General features: G+C 65.1%; 16 protein-coding genes. 6 read left to right on the forward strand and 10 right to left on the reverse strand.

Going from position 1 to position 14,548, the window contains the following annotated elements; all coding sequences use genetic code 11:
* Position 1: 1 nt before the first annotated feature.
* The 7 genes from ABD923_RS10980 to ABD923_RS11010 form a co-directional block, all read right to left on the reverse strand.
* Positions 2 to 886, reverse strand: coding sequence for a mechanosensitive ion channel family protein (locus ABD923_RS10980; RefSeq protein ID WP_259553955.1), 885 nt, complete (start codon positions 884 to 886; stop codon positions 2 to 4).
* Between the two features lie 62 nt (positions 887 to 948).
* Positions 949 to 1,257, reverse strand: coding sequence for a 4a-hydroxytetrahydrobiopterin dehydratase (locus ABD923_RS10985; RefSeq protein WP_259553954.1), 309 nt, complete (start codon positions 1,255 to 1,257; stop codon positions 949 to 951).
* Positions 1,254 to 2,444 carry a GNAT family N-acetyltransferase gene (locus ABD923_RS10990; protein WP_259553953.1) on the reverse strand — a complete coding sequence of 397 codons (1,191 nt, stop codon included), beginning with the start codon at positions 2,442 to 2,444 and terminating at the stop codon, positions 1,254 to 1,256. The genes ABD923_RS10985 and ABD923_RS10990 overlap by 4 nt, the downstream gene beginning before the upstream one ends.
* A gap of 87 nt (positions 2,445 to 2,531) precedes the next feature.
* Positions 2,532 to 3,296 (reverse strand): glycerophosphodiester phosphodiesterase family protein, encoded by a 765-nt coding sequence (locus tag ABD923_RS10995; protein WP_259553952.1) that lies wholly within the window; start codon positions 3,294 to 3,296, stop codon positions 2,532 to 2,534.
* 4 nt (positions 3,297 to 3,300) lie between these two features.
* Positions 3,301 to 3,768: a RidA family protein gene (locus tag ABD923_RS11000; protein WP_259553951.1), complete on the reverse strand. Its 468-nt coding sequence runs from the start codon at positions 3,766 to 3,768 to the stop codon at positions 3,301 to 3,303.
* Positions 3,769 to 3,902: 134 nt separating this feature from the next.
* Entirely contained in the window at positions 3,903 to 5,261 is a 1,359-nt protein-coding gene (locus ABD923_RS11005; protein ID WP_259553950.1) for an HlyD family type I secretion periplasmic adaptor subunit, read from the reverse strand.
* Complete coding sequence (locus ABD923_RS11010; protein ID WP_405048336.1) at positions 5,258 to 6,952, reverse strand: type I secretion system permease/ATPase; 1,695 nt, start codon at positions 6,950 to 6,952, stop codon at positions 5,258 to 5,260. Before ABD923_RS11010 ends, ABD923_RS11005 begins: the two co-directional genes overlap by 4 nt.
* Before the next feature lie 293 nt (positions 6,953 to 7,245).
* Between ABD923_RS11010 and ABD923_RS11015 the strand changes: the two genes are divergently transcribed.
* Both ABD923_RS11015 and ABD923_RS11020 read left to right on the forward strand, forming a co-directional pair.
* Positions 7,246 to 8,118, forward strand: coding sequence for an MlaA family lipoprotein (locus ABD923_RS11015; protein WP_259553949.1), 873 nt, complete (start codon positions 7,246 to 7,248; stop codon positions 8,116 to 8,118).
* 26 nt (positions 8,119 to 8,144) lie between these two features.
* Entirely contained in the window at positions 8,145 to 8,771 is a 627-nt protein-coding gene (locus ABD923_RS11020; RefSeq protein ID WP_259553948.1) for an MlaC/ttg2D family ABC transporter substrate-binding protein, read from the forward strand.
* 38 nt (positions 8,772 to 8,809) lie between these two features.
* On the opposite strand, the gene ABD923_RS11025 is transcribed toward ABD923_RS11020, so the two are convergent.
* Complete coding sequence (locus ABD923_RS11025) at positions 8,810 to 11,023, reverse strand: transglycosylase domain-containing protein (RefSeq protein ID WP_259553947.1); 2,214 nt, start codon at positions 11,021 to 11,023, stop codon at positions 8,810 to 8,812.
* A 287-nt stretch (positions 11,024 to 11,310) separates the two neighbouring features.
* Here ABD923_RS11025 and ABD923_RS11030 point away from each other — a divergent pair, with 287 nt between their 5' ends.
* The 4 genes from ABD923_RS11030 to ABD923_RS11045 all read left to right on the forward strand — a co-directional run bounded on the left by ABD923_RS11030 (position 11,311) and on the right by ABD923_RS11045 (position 13,579).
* Complete coding sequence (locus tag ABD923_RS11030) at positions 11,311 to 11,649, forward strand: P-II family nitrogen regulator (protein ID WP_259553946.1); 339 nt, start codon at positions 11,311 to 11,313, stop codon at positions 11,647 to 11,649.
* 32 nt (positions 11,650 to 11,681) lie between these two features.
* Positions 11,682 to 13,001, forward strand: a complete 1,320-nt coding sequence (locus ABD923_RS11035) for an ammonium transporter (RefSeq protein ID WP_259553945.1) — start codon at positions 11,682 to 11,684, stop codon at positions 12,999 to 13,001.
* 141 nt (positions 13,002 to 13,142) lie between these two features.
* Complete coding sequence (locus ABD923_RS11040) at positions 13,143 to 13,439, forward strand: MBL fold metallo-hydrolase (RefSeq protein WP_259553944.1); 297 nt, start codon at positions 13,143 to 13,145, stop codon at positions 13,437 to 13,439.
* Complete coding sequence (locus tag ABD923_RS11045) at positions 13,439 to 13,579, forward strand: hypothetical protein (RefSeq protein ID WP_259553943.1); 141 nt, start codon at positions 13,439 to 13,441, stop codon at positions 13,577 to 13,579. The genes ABD923_RS11040 and ABD923_RS11045 overlap by 1 nt, the downstream gene beginning before the upstream one ends.
* A gap of 39 nt (positions 13,580 to 13,618) precedes the next feature.
* Here ABD923_RS11045 and ABD923_RS11050 read toward each other — a convergent pair whose 3' ends face one another.
* Complete coding sequence (locus ABD923_RS11050) at positions 13,619 to 13,999, reverse strand: rhodanese-like domain-containing protein (protein ID WP_222190499.1); 381 nt, start codon at positions 13,997 to 13,999, stop codon at positions 13,619 to 13,621.
* Positions 14,000 to 14,182: 183 nt separating this feature from the next.
* A complete protein-coding gene (gene trxA, locus ABD923_RS11055; RefSeq protein ID WP_222190497.1) occupies positions 14,183 to 14,503 on the reverse strand; it encodes a thioredoxin in 321 nt (106 codons plus the stop codon).
* Between the last annotated feature and the right edge of the window lie 45 nt (positions 14,504 to 14,548).

The following is a 14,548-nucleotide window of genomic DNA, read 5'->3' on the forward strand; positions in this document are numbered from 1 at the left end:
ATCACTCGGCCGCGTTTGCTGCGGCCAGCCGGATTGGCGCGTTGTCATGCACGACAGTGCGGGTCGGGAACGGAATGCCGATGCCACCCGCGTCCAGCGCCTCTTTCACGGCGCGTTTCATGTCGGCCTGGTAGGCGAAGTAATCGCCGGAATCGACCCAGGCGCGGACGAGGAAATCGACCGAGCTGTCGCCCAGGTTGTTCACCTGCACGAAAGGTTCGGGGTCCGAATGGGTGCGGCCATCGGCGATCAGCGTTTCGCGGATGATCCGCTCGGCCTCGGCCAGGTTCGAGTCGTAGCTGACCCCGAAATACCATTCGGCGCGACGGGTCGGATAGACCGAGTAATTCTTGATCTCATTGCCCCAGACCTCGGAATTCGGGATCAGGATCTGCACGTTTTCCAGCGAGGCAAGCTCGGTCATGTTCAGCGTGATGGATTTCACAGTGCCCATTTGATCCCCCACCTCGACGAAATCGCCGACCTTGATGGGACGGAAGATGATCAGCATGATCCCCGCCGCAAGGTTCGACAGCGTCCCTTGCAGCGCGAGGCCAATGGCGACACCGGCGGCACCGATCGCCGCCACGAGGGACGTGGTGCGCACGCCGAAGGTGTTCAGGATGAAAAGCGCCGCGAAAGCCAGGATGATGTAGCGCGCGGTATTGGCGAGAAAGCCGAGAAGCGTATCATCCAACTGCTTGTGCTTCGAGGCCAGCCCCTCGATCCGGCGGCGAACCCATCCGGACACGGTGAAGGCCGCCAGAAGCAGCACGATCGCCAAGACGACATCGCCCAAAAGCGAGGCCAGGAACTCGACCGTGAACAGATCACCGATGGTGACGTCATTGGCGATCTCGGTGGACAGAATGCTTTCCAAATCCATGCAATACCTCTTTGGGCGCCGCTCGCACGGCGCTGGTTGGTCAGTCTTTCAGATCGAAAAGATCAGGCGCCGCGTGCGAAACGGTCCATCTTGGAGGCAAGCGCGACGTCGAGGTTTGAAATCCCGTCGACGTCATGGGTGGTCAGCGTCACCTCGACGGTCTTGTAGACATTGAACCACTCGGGGTGGTGGTTCATGTGCTCGGCCACCAGAGCCACGCGGGTCATCCAGCCGAAGGCATCGTTGAAATCGTCGAACTCGAAACGCTTGGTGATGGCATCCCGGTTCTCGGCTTCGCGCCATCCCTCCTTGGCCAAGGCAGCCAGCGCATTTGCGCGGCCTTCCCCGGTCAGTTTCTGCGGCGTGGTCATTCCTGTTCCTCCACATGCGCCTTCTTGAACGGACCGTAGGTGGTCAGCACCTCGATCTCTTCGTCGACCGCCTCGCGTTCGGCCTGCAGAAAGCGCGCGATAGCCTCGGCAAAGCCTTGGTCGCGCACCCAGTGCAGCGAATGGGTGGTCACCGGCATATAACCCCGGGCCAGCTTGTGGGTTCCCTGCGCCCCGGCCTCGACCGTTTTCAGGCCCTGTTCGATCGCGAAATCCATGGCCTGATAGTAGCACAGCTCGAAATGCAGGCAGGGGTGATCCTCGATGCAGCCCCAGTACCGGCCATAGAGCGCCTCGCGCCCGATGAAGTTCAGCGCACCGGCGACGGGCCGCCCCTCTCGCATCGCCAGGACCAGCAGCATGTCGTCGCGCAAAGTGTCATGGGCCACGTCGAAGAAGCGGCGCGTCAGGTAAGGCGTGCCCCATTTCCGCGCGCCGGTATCCTGGTAGAAGGCCCAGAAGCTGTCCCAATGCTCGGGCCGGATCTGATCCCCGGTCAGCGCGACGATCTCGCCGCCGAAATCCCGCGCCCGCTGGCGTTCCTTGCGGATGTTCTTGCGCTTGCGCGAACTGAGCGAGCCGAGGAAGTCATCGAACGTGTCGTACCAGTGGTTTTCCCAATGGAACTGCTGGCTCCAGCGGCGCATCAGGCCCATACGGTCGCCATCCTGCGCCTCCCCCTCGGTGCAGAAGGTGATGTGCAGCGAACTGAGGTCATGCTCGGCCGCCAGTTGAACCGCCCCCTGCACCAGCGCGGCGCGGCCCGTTTCCTCCCAGCCCGGTTTGGTCAGCAGGCGGCGCCCTGTCGCCGGGGTGAAGGGCACGGCCATTTGCAGCTTGGGGTAATAGCGCCCGCCGGCACGCTCATAGGCATGGGCCCAGTTGTGGTCGAAGATATACTCGCCCTGGCTATGCCCCTTGGCATAGAGGGGAGCCGTGGCGATGGCCTCTCCATCCGCGCGCGCTACGAGGTGGTGCGGCTCCCACCCGCTGCCGGGGCCGACCGAGCGAGAGGTTTCAAGCGCCGACAGGAACCGGTGTGTCGTGAACGGGTCCAAGGGGCGGCCCCCATCCGCGGCCTCGGGGCATGCGCAGCCATCCCATTCGGCAGGGTCGATCTGGGCGAGTGTCGATAGAACCTCGATCTCGATGGTGGTGCTGCCGTCCAAGGTCGCTCTCCGGCATCAGTGCTTGCACGTCGCTCAAGATGGGGCCGAGGGCGCACCGGTCAATTCACCTTTGCGCGCGAGGGCGATTCAGGCCGGGATCGGCGGCACGTAGCCCTCGAAGGTGATGTTGTCGGCGACGCGGCGCGCCTCGGATTCGACCTGCGGGCTGGTCACCGTCCAGCACAGGATCGGCGTGCCCTGCGCCTTCAACTCGGTCACGCGGGGAGAGCCGAGGTCCGTCCAGTCATGGCTGATGAACCGAGCCCCGACCTGCCCGTAAGCCCGGATGGAACGCAGCGCGTTGCAATGCTCGGCGCTCAGATGCGGCCATTTCGACGGGATGAAGCCGCAAGTGACCAGGCCACGCGGCACGTCCGGGGCGATCTCGCGCATCACGCCGATCATGTAGGGGTTGAAGCTCATCACCGCGGCGGGCCCCGTGTACGCCGCCAGCTCCCGCGACACGGCGCGTTCCAATGCCCCGTCATCGGCCCCGACACCGCCCGACTGGTCTTTCAACTCGATCAGCAGCGGCACCTGTCCATCGACGACCTCCAACACCTGGCGCAGCGTCGGGATGCAATCCTCGGAATCGGTCAGGCGCAGATCGCACAGCTCCCGCGCGGGACGGTCGCGCACGGGGCCGGTCGCATGGGTCAGGCGGTCGAGCGTGTGGTCGTGAAACACCATCGCCTGCCCATCCGACGACAGTTGGATGTCGATCTCGATCCCGTAGCCCGCGCGCATGGCCCTGCGGATCGCCGCCATGCTGTTCTCGGGGATGCCCTGCCCCATGTCGTGCAGGGCGCGGTGCGCGATGGGGGCTTGCAGGAACTCGGGCGGCAGGGTCATCGGTTCAACTCCGGATCTGGAAGATCCCCTCGATCTCGACCGCGACACCGAACGGGAGCGATGCGGCGCTGACGGCCGAACGCGCGTGCCGTCCCTTGTCGCCCAGGGCCTCGACCAGGAAATCCGAAGCCCCGTTCACGACGGCGGGCTGTTCGCCGAAATCGGGCGTGGAATTGACGAAGCCGGTCAGCTTCACCACCCGTTCCAGCCGGTCGATATCCCCGCCGCAGGCTGCCTTGACCTGCGCCAGCAGCGAGATCGCGCAATGCCGCGCGGCTGCTGCGGCCGTGGCCGTATCCATGTCCTGGCCCAGCTTGCCCTTGATCATCTCGCCATCTGCCATCGAGATCTGCCCCGAGACATAGACGGTATCGCCCACCACCACGTAGGGCACGTAATTGGCAGCCGGGGCCGGTGCGTCGGGCAGGGTAACGCCCAGCTCTGCAAGGCGTGCTTCGATCTCTCCGCTCATGGATGGTCTCTCCGAGTTTCTGGGCGCCGTCGGGCGCGCCGCTTCGTTGTCCGGCGCGAGGCTAGCGATGCGCCGGGGAAAGGAAAAGGGCACGCGGCCCATGTCGTCCAAGTTTCATCGAACCGCCAAGCGGATCAGCTTTCGCGGAACGCCCGGCTGAAATAGTCGGTCAGAGGCTCCAGCAGATAATCCAGCGGGGTCCGGTCGGCGGTCCGGATAAAGGCCTGCACCGGCATGCCGGGAATCAACCGCCGGTCACCCAAAAGCGCAAGCTGATCTTCCGGCATGATGATTTCTGCCCTGTAAAAACTGGTCCCGGTGTCATCGTCGAGGAAAGCATCGGCGGAAATCAGCGTCACTTCGCCGGTCAGGTCGGGCATGTCGCGTTGCGGAAAGGCCGGGAAAAGCAGGCTGACCGGTTGGCCGATATAGATCTGGTCGATGTCGATGGCCGGCACCTGTACCGACATGACCAGCGGGCGGTCGTCGGGCACGATGTAGCCCAGCTCATCCGCGGGGCGCACCACCGCACGGTCTCCGAAAACGGCAAGCCCGAAGATCGCGCCGCTGACGGGGGCGCGCAGGTCCAACTCCTGGAGGTTTCGCTCCAGTGCCGCGACCTCCTCGGCCAGTTCCTGCTCCGAGGCCCGGATTTCGCGCAGTTCCGAGATCGCTTCTTCGCGGCGATCGGAAATGCGTTGCAGGATCGCCAGTTCGATCTCGGTCCGGCGCTCGGCGGTCTCGGCCCGGCTTGCCTCGATCTCGGCCAACTGCCCCCGGATGCGCGCCGAGTCACGCTGCAATTGCAACACCGGCGCGCTGCGCCCGACGCCCCGGTCCAGCGCATCCTGCTGGCGGGCGAGATCCTGTTCGATGATGAGCAACTGCTCGGTCAGGGCGACCTCCTGCGCGTTCAACCCCTCGATCTGCAGATCGATCTGGTTGCGCCGCTGGGACAGCTGGTTCACCTGGCTTTCCAGGGTCTCGGCCCGCGCATCGAACAGGTTGCGCTGCCCTTCGAGGAAATCCGCGATCTCGGGGTCGGCCTCGGCATCGGCCAGAAGCGCCGGGGAAAAGGTGATGCTGTCCGCCCCGTCGCGCTCGGCTTCAAGTCGGGCACGGCGCGCGCGCAACTCGGCCAGACGGTCGCGCGCCACGATCAGGTCGGTCTGCAAATCCGCCGGGTCAAGGCGCAGGATCAGGTCGCCCGCCTCGACCAGGTGCCCTTCCTCGACGAAAAGCTCGGCCACCAGCCCGCCATCGGGGTGCTGCAATGGCTGGCGATTGCGGTCGACCTCGATCTGGCCCGCCGCGATCACTGCCCCGGCAAGGCGAGAACTCACCGCCCAGCCGAACACGCCCGCGATCAGTACACCTACAGCAAGAAAGCCGATCAGCATCGGCCCACGCACGGACCATGCCGGGCGAGGGCGCGCCGGCGCGACCGGGTGCGGCATGCCACGGTCGTCGGGGCGGGCGTCGGGCCCGGTCATACGACACCTCCGCCGCCGCCATCGGGGCGCGTCAGATCCTGGTAGTTTCGCACCACCTTCTCCAGCACTTCGCGTGTCGGTCCATAGGCAGCAGGAACGCCGTCCTTCAGCACCATCAGCTTGTCACATTTCCGGATCGCCGAGGGCCGGTGCGCCATGATCAGAACGGCCCGGTTATCGGCCTTGAGCGCATCGATCACCTTGTTCAGTGCCTCGGACCCTTCATTGTCGAGCGCCGAATTCGGTTCATCCAGAACAAGGATCACGGGATCGGAATACAGCGCCCGGGCCAGACCGATGCGCTGGATCTGCCCGCCCGACAGGCGTGCGGACACGCCGCTGACCCGCGTGTCATATCCATCGGGCAAGGCCAGGATCAGGTCATGCGCGGCGGCCTTTTGCGCGGCGGCCACCACGCGCGCGCCGTCGAACTGTCCGTCCAGACGGGCGATATTCTCGGCGATGGTGCCATCGAACAGCGACACGGATTGCGGCAGGTAGCCGATCAATTGCCCCAACGTATCGGGATGATACTGGTCGATGGAGGCCCCATCGAGGCGGATCTGCCCCGCCGCCGGTTGCCAGACACCCGTCACCGCGCGCGCCAGCGTGGATTTGCCCGATCCGGACGGGCCGATCACGCCCACCGCCATGCCCGGCTCGACCTCGAAATTCACCCCGCGCAGCGTCGGGCGCGCGCCCCCGGGCGGCACCACCGATAGCTGCGACACCTCGAGGCGCGACTTCGGGCGCGGCAAGGGCATGCGGGGCAATTCCCCTGGTTCGGCCTCCAACAAGTGGCCCAACCGCCGATAGCCCTGCCACGCCTCGGAAATGGCCTGCCATTGGCCGATGGCCAGCTCGATCGGGGCCAAGGCGCGGCCCATCAGGATGGACCCGGCGATCATGGCCCCCGCGGAAAGCTGGCCTTGCAGCACGAGATAGGCCGCAAGCCCAAGGATCGCCGATTGCAGAAACAGGCGCAGCGTGCGGGTCATCGTGGTGAAGCCCCCCACCCGGTCGGCCGCCAGCATCGCGTCGTCCAGTGCCTTGGCGCGTTGCCGCTGCCAGCGGTCGAAGGCGGCCCCGGTCATGCCGAGGGAGCGGATCAATTCCGCTTCCGACTGCATCTCGGAGGCCATCTGCTCGGCGCGCTGGTTGGCCATCGCCGCTTCGGCCAGCGGTTCACGCGACACACGTTGGTTCAGCAGGGTGATCGACACCAGGATCGTGCCGCCCGCCAGCGCGAGCCAGCCCAGCCACGGGTGGAACAAGAAGATTGCGCCGATGAACAGCGGCGTCCAAGGCAGATCGAAAAGCGCCATGAAAACCGGAGAGGCGGCGAGGCGCTGCACCGCGCCGAGATCCCGAAGCGCCGGCTGCATCGCGCCGGTGCGCCGCGCATGTTCCAGAGCGGCGCGAAACACGCGGTCATCGAGGGATTCCTGCAAGCGCGCACCATAGCGCGCGCCAACCCGCCCGCGGGCGAAATCCAGAAACCCCATCATCAGGAACAGGAAGGCCACGAGGATGGTCAACGCCAGCAGCGTTTCCTCCGATCCAGATCCAAGCACCCGGTCATAGACCTGCAGCATGTAGATCGGCCCGGTCAGCATCAGCAGGTTCACACCCATGCTGAAAGCGGCAATGGACCACAACAGCCACGCGTTCCTGCGGCGAAACTCGCGCAGTTCGGCACGGCCAACCTGTGGCCCGCCCGTTTGCGGGCGACCGGCGGCCGGGGTCGCGGCCCGGGTTTGAACGCGCTGCGTTGTCACCTGACGTCTGCTTTTCTTTCGGGGCCGTTCACGGCCTGTCCCCCACCCATCATCGAAATGTGGTCTGCCCGCTTATCCATGCCAGCACAAGATTAATGCCCGTTTAAGATTTGCCAAATGCCCCACCGCAGCAAGGCAGCCCTTTCCCCGCGCCGGCAGCGCCGATAGGCTACATGATGATGAGGGGAGCCAAGGGAAGCTGCCACGTGACTGATCGTAGATCTTCCGATCGCGCTGCATGGCGCGGGCATCTGGCCCGTGCAGTGGGGGCTATCACGCTCGCCGCATTGGCCGCTTGCGGGCCGGCGACCCTGCCCCCGGGCGACCAGGTGCCCGATGCCAGCGAAGAGCAGAACCGCTCCGTTCACCGGCTGAACGTTGCGCTCGACCGTGCGCTGGTGGGACCCGCCTCGGACGGATTTGGCGACGCGATCCCCCAACCCGTTCGGCGTGGCGTCAGCAATTTTGCGTCCAACCTCAGTCAACCGGGTTACGTTCTGAACAACCTGCTGCAGCTCCGGCTGGAGGATGCCGCGCGCAACACGCTGCGTTTTGCGGTGAATTCGACGATCGGACTGGGCGGCCTTCTGGATCCGGCCAGCGACATGGGCCTTGATGCCGAAGAGACCGATTTCGGCGAGACGATGCATGTCTATGGCTTCCCCGAGGGGGACTACGTCGTCCTTCCCGTGCTGGGGCCATCGACCACCCGCGACACGGTGGGCATGGTGGTGGACTTTGCGCTGAACCCGCTGCGCCATGTCGCGCAGCCCCCCGAAAGCCACTACATCACCGCGGCGCGCATCGCCGGTCGCCTCAACACCCGCCATGAATTCGCAGGCTCGGTCGAAGGTGTGCTTTACGACTCCGAGGACAGTTACCTCCAGATGCGGTCGCTCTACCTGCAGAACCGCCGCTACGAATTGCGCGGCGATACGGCGGATGGCTATTTCGATCCCTATATCGACCCGTATGCCGAGGGCGATGCGGCGGACGACGCGGTCGCCGCCGCCGATCCGATGACCGACCCCTATTACGATCCGTACTCGGATCCCTATTTCGACCCGTACGCCCAGTAATCCCAATCGCCAGCAAGGAGACCGACATGATGTTCCGTCAGTCCCGCCAGTCCCGCCGCCGCTTTCTCAGCCTGATCGGTACAGCCGGCCTGGGCGCCCTGCTTCCCGGCTTCGGGTCGTTTGGCCGCGCGCAGGCGCAAAGCGCCGCAGCCGCCGAACAATTGGTCAACCGCGCCGTGGCCGACGTGATGTCGACCATCAATTCGGGTCGGTCCGAGGCATCCATGCTGCGCGATTTTCAGAACATCTTCCGAGATTATGGCGATGTGCCCGTAATCGCGCGTTCGGTTCTCGGGCCCCCAGCCCGGACGGCAAGCGCCGCCCAGATGCGCGCCTTCACCGAGGCATTCGGAATCTACATCGCCAACAAGTACGGGCGCCGCTTTCGCGAGTTCATCGGATCGACCATCACGGTGACAGGCTCGCGCCAGGTGCGCAGCTTCCGAGAGGTGATCTCGGTCGTGAACCAGCCGGGCTATGCGCCGTATGACTTGCGCTGGTTCGTCTCGGACGGGTCGGGCAGCCCGCGGTTCTTCAACCTCATCATCGAAGGCGTGAACCTGATGATCTCGGAGCGGACCGAAATCGGCGCCATGCTTGAGGCACGCGGCGGCGATATCGACCGGCTGGCCCGCGACCTGCGCGCGATGTAGACGCCCGGAAAGGCGCCCCAAAGCTCCGTCGGCTCGCGTCAGTTGCGGCCCAAAAGCCCGCCGAGAACTTCCATCAGGATCTGTTCCGCCAAGTCCGGACGGCGGCCTTGGGGCTGCTCTTCGACCACCTGCGGCGCCTGCCGCGCTTCGGCCACAGGGTCGATCATCGGCAGCGGGCGGGGCGGCAGATCGCGGTGGATCTCTTCCATGGTCTGACGCCAGATCTCGGCGGGCAGGCCGCCGCCCGTCACGCCCGACAGCGGCGTGTTATCGTCATACCCCATCCAGACACCGGCCACGTAATCCGCCGTGAACCCCAGGAACCACGCATCGCGCGCGGCCTGTGTCGTGCCGGTCTTGCCCGCCACGGGCCGATCGGGAAGCGCCGCGCGGCGGCCCGTGCCGCTCGCGACGACCTCGGACATCATGTAGGTCAGTTGCCGCGCCGCGAATTCCGAGATCACGCGTTCCCGGATACCCGTGCGCTGTTCGAACATCGGCGTGTCATCGCCCAACAGGCGCAGTTCCTGTACCGCGTAGGGCCGCACCGCCGAGCCACCGTTCAGGATGCCCGCGAAAGCGCCCGTCATCTCGATCAGGGTCGATTCCGAGGCGCCCAGCGCCAGCGCCGGCCCGGCGGCCAGGTCGCTTTCAATCCCGAATTCCGAGGCGACCGTGCGCACGAGGTCGAGGCCAACCTCGTCCGCGATCCGCACCGCGGGCGTGTTCAGCGATGTCCTGAGCGCGTCGGTCAGCGTGACCTCGCCATAATACTCGCCGGTGTAGTTTGTCGGCGAATAGGGGCCGGATCCGGGCACGTCGATGGTCAGCGGCGCATCGAGGATCATGTCATCGAACCGCCAGCCCAGATCGAGGGCCGTGGCATAGACGAACGGTTTGAAGGCCGATCCGGTCTGCCGCATCGCCTGCGTCGCGCGGTTGAACAGGCCCGCGCCTTGCGTGTCCCGCCCGCCGACAATGGCGCGCACGGCGCCGTCGGCGCTCATCACCACGATGGCGGCCTGCGCCTCGGACCCGGCGCGCACCTGGTTTTCGAACACGTTTTGCAACGCGCGCTCGGCCGCGGCCTGCATCTCGGGGTCGAAAGTGGTGCGGATCACCACGTCCTCGGTCGTCTCGCGCGTCAGGAAATCCGGCCCTTCGGCCATAATCCAATCGGCAAAGTGACCACCGATATTCTGTTCCGCGGCCTCGGACAGGCGCGCAGGGTTCGCGCGGGCGGCGTCGGCCTCGGCCGCGCTCAGGTAGCCCTGCTCTTCCATCAGGTTCAGGACGACATTCGCCCGTTCCTGCGCCCGTTCCAGATTTCGTGTCGGCGCGTAATAGGACGGGGCCACCAGAAGGCCGGCCAGCATTGCGGATTGTTGCGGGTTCACCTCGGCGGCGGAGGCGCTGAAATAGCGCTGCGCGGCGGCCTCGAAGCCCCGCGCGCCCGCGCCGAGGTAGGCGCGGTTCAGATAGACCGACAGGATCTCGTCCTTGGTGTAGCGGAACTCCATCGCCAGTGCGAAGGGCACTTCCTGGATCTTGCGCCAGATCGACGTCTCGCGGCAGTCGGTTTCGTATTCCGCCTCCGTCGCCCATTCATCCGGGTCGTAGGCGACCCCAAGGCACATCAGCTTGGCCACCTGCTGCGTGATGGTGGAGCCACCATGGCCGGACAACGGCCCACGCCCCTCGCGCAGGTTGATGCGGATTGCGCTGGCGATGCCGCGCGGCGAAACGCCGAGGTGGCGATAAAAACGGCGGTCCTCTGTTGCCACCACCGCGTTCACAAGGTGGGGGCTGACGGTTTCGGCGTCGATCATGCCGCCGAACTGCTCGCCCCGCCATGCAAAGACGTTGCCGTCCCGGTCAAGCATCGTCACCGACCCGCGCGCACGGGCATCGACGATGGTCGAAACCTGGTCTGGCAGCTGCATGTAGTAATAGGCCGTGGCAATCCCCAGAAGCAGCATGACCGCTGCGGCCCCGCGCCAGATCAGGCCCCAGATGATGCGGAGGATCATGCGAAAGGCATAGGCGATCCAACCAAGGGGACCACGCGGACGGGCGGTACGGGTCTTGCGTGCGCGGCGGGTCCGACGTGCGCCACCCGAACCCGAGGACTTGCCGCCAGTCGTCTTGCGCTTGGGCTTCGGCGTGCTGCGCGATGAAGTCGCCCGCCGGTCGGCGACCAGGCTGCGCTGGCCTCGCGCGGGCGGTCTGCGCCCCTGTCCTGAATTGCTCATCTGAAAATGCCTTTGGGCTGCCTGCCTTTGTTTTGAGCCAATGTAAGCAAATTCGAGTCGCATGTGGAGGGTTCTTGCCGCAGTGCCGAATGATTGATCCGCCCAAAAAATGTGCATCGCATCATTTTTGCGCAAAAAATTTGCAAAGTCGCCTTCAGGTTGTCCGGAATCCGGCCCCCTTCGTTGCCCTGAGACCCGTCACGCCCAGTCTTGAGCCCCGTGACGTTCCCGGTCGCATATCGCGGCGGACGGGGGCGGGGACATCAGCAACCGGAAGGGTGACAGCAGTGAAACTCATCATCGCAGCGATCAAGCCGTTCAAGCTCGAGGAGGTGCGTGAAGCGCTGACCTCCATCGGGGTGCGCGGAATGATGGTGACCGAGATCAAGGGCTTCGGCTCTCAATCGGGTCACACCGAAATCTACCGCGGCGCCGAATATGCCGTGAATTTCGTGCCGAAAGTGAAGCTCGAGATCGTGGTCGCGGCCGCGATGGCCGACCAGGTGGTCGAAACCATCCAGACGACCGCCAAGACCGACAAGATCGGCGACGGCAAGATCTTCGTTCTCGATGTGGAAAGCGCCGTGCGCGTCCGCACCGGCGAGACCAACGACGACGCGCTGTAAAGCCCGCGTCCTTTCCAGAGGGTACACTCCAAATGAAACTCACCAAGCTCCTTCCCCTGGCCGCCGCCGCGTCGATCGCGCTGCCGACCATGGCCCTTGCGCAGGACGCCGCGCCGTCCTTCGACGAGATCGGCCCCTACATCATGACCACCCTGCTGTTCTGCATGGCAGGTTTCCTCGTCTTCTTCATGGCCGCTGGCTTTGCCATGCTCGAAGGCGGCCTCGTGCGGTCCAAGAACGTCACCATGCAGATGACCAAGAACATCGCGCTCTACTCGGTGGCCGCGATCATGTACTGGCTCATCGGCTTCAACCTGATGTACCCGGGCGACTTCAACGGGTATGTCGGCAGCTTCTTCGTCATCACGCAGCTTGACCCGGTGGGTGTTGCCGCTGCTGACGCGGCGCTCGACTATGCCTCGGTCGGTTCGGACTTCTTCTTCCAGCTGGTCTTCGTTGCCGCCACCGCCTCGATCGTGTCGGGTGCGCTGGCCGAGCGTATCAAGCTGTGGCCCTTTCTGGTCTTCGTCGTGCTCCTGACGGGTGTCATGTACCCGATCTCGGGCTCGTGGCAGTGGGGCGGCGGCTGGCTGTCCGAAGCGGGCTTCTCCGACTTCGCCGGTTCGACCGTCGTGCACTCCGTGGGGGGCTGGGCCGCTCTGGCCGGTGCCATCGTGCTGGGTCCGCGCCTGGGCAAGTACTCCAAGGACGGCAAGGTCCACCCGATGCCGGGTTCGAACCTCGCCCTCGCCACGCTGGGCACGTTCATCCTGTGGCTGGGCTGGTTCGGCTTCAACGGCGGCTCGCAGCTGGCCATGGGCACCGTGGGTGACGTCTCGGACGTGTCGCGCATCTTCGCCAACACCAACATGGCGGCTGCCGCCGGTGCCGTGACCGCCCTGATCATGACGCAGGTTGTCTACGGCAAGCCTGACCTCACCATGGTGCTGAACGGCGCACTGGCCGGCCTCGTGTCGATCACAGCCGAACCGCTGGCGCCCACGCTCTTCGGTGCACTGTGGATCGGTGCCATCGGCGGTATCATCGTGGTCTTCACCGTGCCGCTGCTCGACAAGCTGAAGATCGACGACGTGGTCGGCGCCGTTCCGGTGCACCTCTTCGCCGGCATCTGGGGCACCATCGCCGTCATCTTCTACAACGGCGACGCCAGCCTCGGCACGCAGCTTCTGGGCATCGCGGCTTACGGCGTCTTCACCTTCGCGGTCAGCCTGGTCGTGTGGTTCATCCTCAAGCTCACCATGGGTATCCGCGTCTCGGAAGAGGCAGAGATGTCGGGCCTCGACGTGGCCGAGCTGGGCATGGAAGCCTACCCCGAGTTCGCCAAGGGCTGATCCCTCGGACATAATGATCGAAAGGGCGTCCCGTCGGGGCGCCCTTTCTGTATTCGCCCCCTTTTGGTGTGACACCATCCCCGCCAATCGCAGACGCTTTCCCCGCCTAGCCTGATCGTCGGAGAGGAGGAGGCCCCGCCCATGCTGCACCTTATCCCTTGCGCCGCGCTTGTCCTGGCCTTGTCCGCCGCGCCGGTCTTCGCCCAAGGGCTGGACACCGAGCAGATCGCCCCCGGCATCTGGACCATCGAAGGACCTGCCGAACAGCGCAACGTCGAGAACCTCGGCAACAACGCCACCTTCGGGCTGATCGAAACGACCGACGGTGCGATCCTGATTGACCCGGGCGGCACATGGGCCGAGGCCGCCGCGCTGGAGCAGGTCGTCCAAGGCGCAACCGACCAGCCCGTGACTACCTGGCCCATCTGCGCGAGGTGATGCGCGCCCATATCGACGCGGGCGGCGACATCATCGGCGCGGTCGAGGTCGACCAGTTGGCCTTTTCCCATCTCGACCAGTTCGACGCGCTGGCCGGGCGCAACGCGCAAATGCTGTTGCAGCAGATGGAGTGGGAATGACCCGCCGCCCCCGGGGCCGGCGGGCCCGACCGGCCCTGGTCAGACCTGCTTGCGCATCTTCTTGGGGGCGCCATCGGCGGGGTTGGTGCCCATATATTCCAGCCCGCTTTCCTTCCACCCGGTGAAGCCGGTGCCCATATGGGCGACCTTGGTCACGCCGGACTTGATGATGCGCTCGGCCACCATCTTCGAGCGGATGCCCGACCCGCAATGCAGCACAAGGGGCCTCTCATCATGGGGCACGAAGCTCGGCTCGAAATCCTGCATCGGCAACAGAAGCGCGCCGTGGATATGCTCGTGCACGTATTCGTTCGGGGTACGCACGTCCAAAAGCACGATCTCGCCGTTCTTCAACGCGCGCTCGACTTCCTCGGGGGTCCAGGTTTCCAGCGTGCCACCAGCCAGGTCTTCAATATCCATGTTCTGTCCTTTCTCGGGTCTTCGGTTCCGTGCGGAGCGCATATCGCGCGGGCAACGTCCCACGCGGGCATGGCACCACATTGGCGCGGAAAGACAATCCACGGCAAATGCAAAGCGGCCATGACAACACAAAGGGGCACCCCGACGGGCGCCCCTTTCTTCGTTTCGCGGTGAGGCGAGGGCTCAGACGGCCTCGTCGATCCACTTTTGCAACGCGGCCTTTGGGGCGGCGCCGATCTTGTTCGACACGACCTCACCATCCTTGAACATGAAGAGCGCCGGAATGCCGCGCACGCCCATCTGCATCGGCGATTGCGGGTTCTCGTCGACATTGACCTTCACGATCTTGACCTTGCCGTCATACTCGTCCGACAGCTCTTCGAGGGCCGGGCCGATCTGCTTGCACGGGCCGCACCACTCGGCCCAGAAATCGACAACCACGGGGATGTCGGACTGACGCACTTCGGCGTCGAACGTGGCGTCGGTGACGGAAACGGTTGCCATTGAATAGGCCCTCCTGAGCGGAATCCTTGGGGGTGTCTGATGTCA

Origin of the sequence: [Roseibacterium] beibuensis, from assembly GCF_039542305.1 — a bacterium.
Taxonomy (GTDB): Bacteria; Pseudomonadota; Alphaproteobacteria; order Rhodobacterales; family Rhodobacteraceae; genus Roseibacterium; species Roseibacterium beibuensis.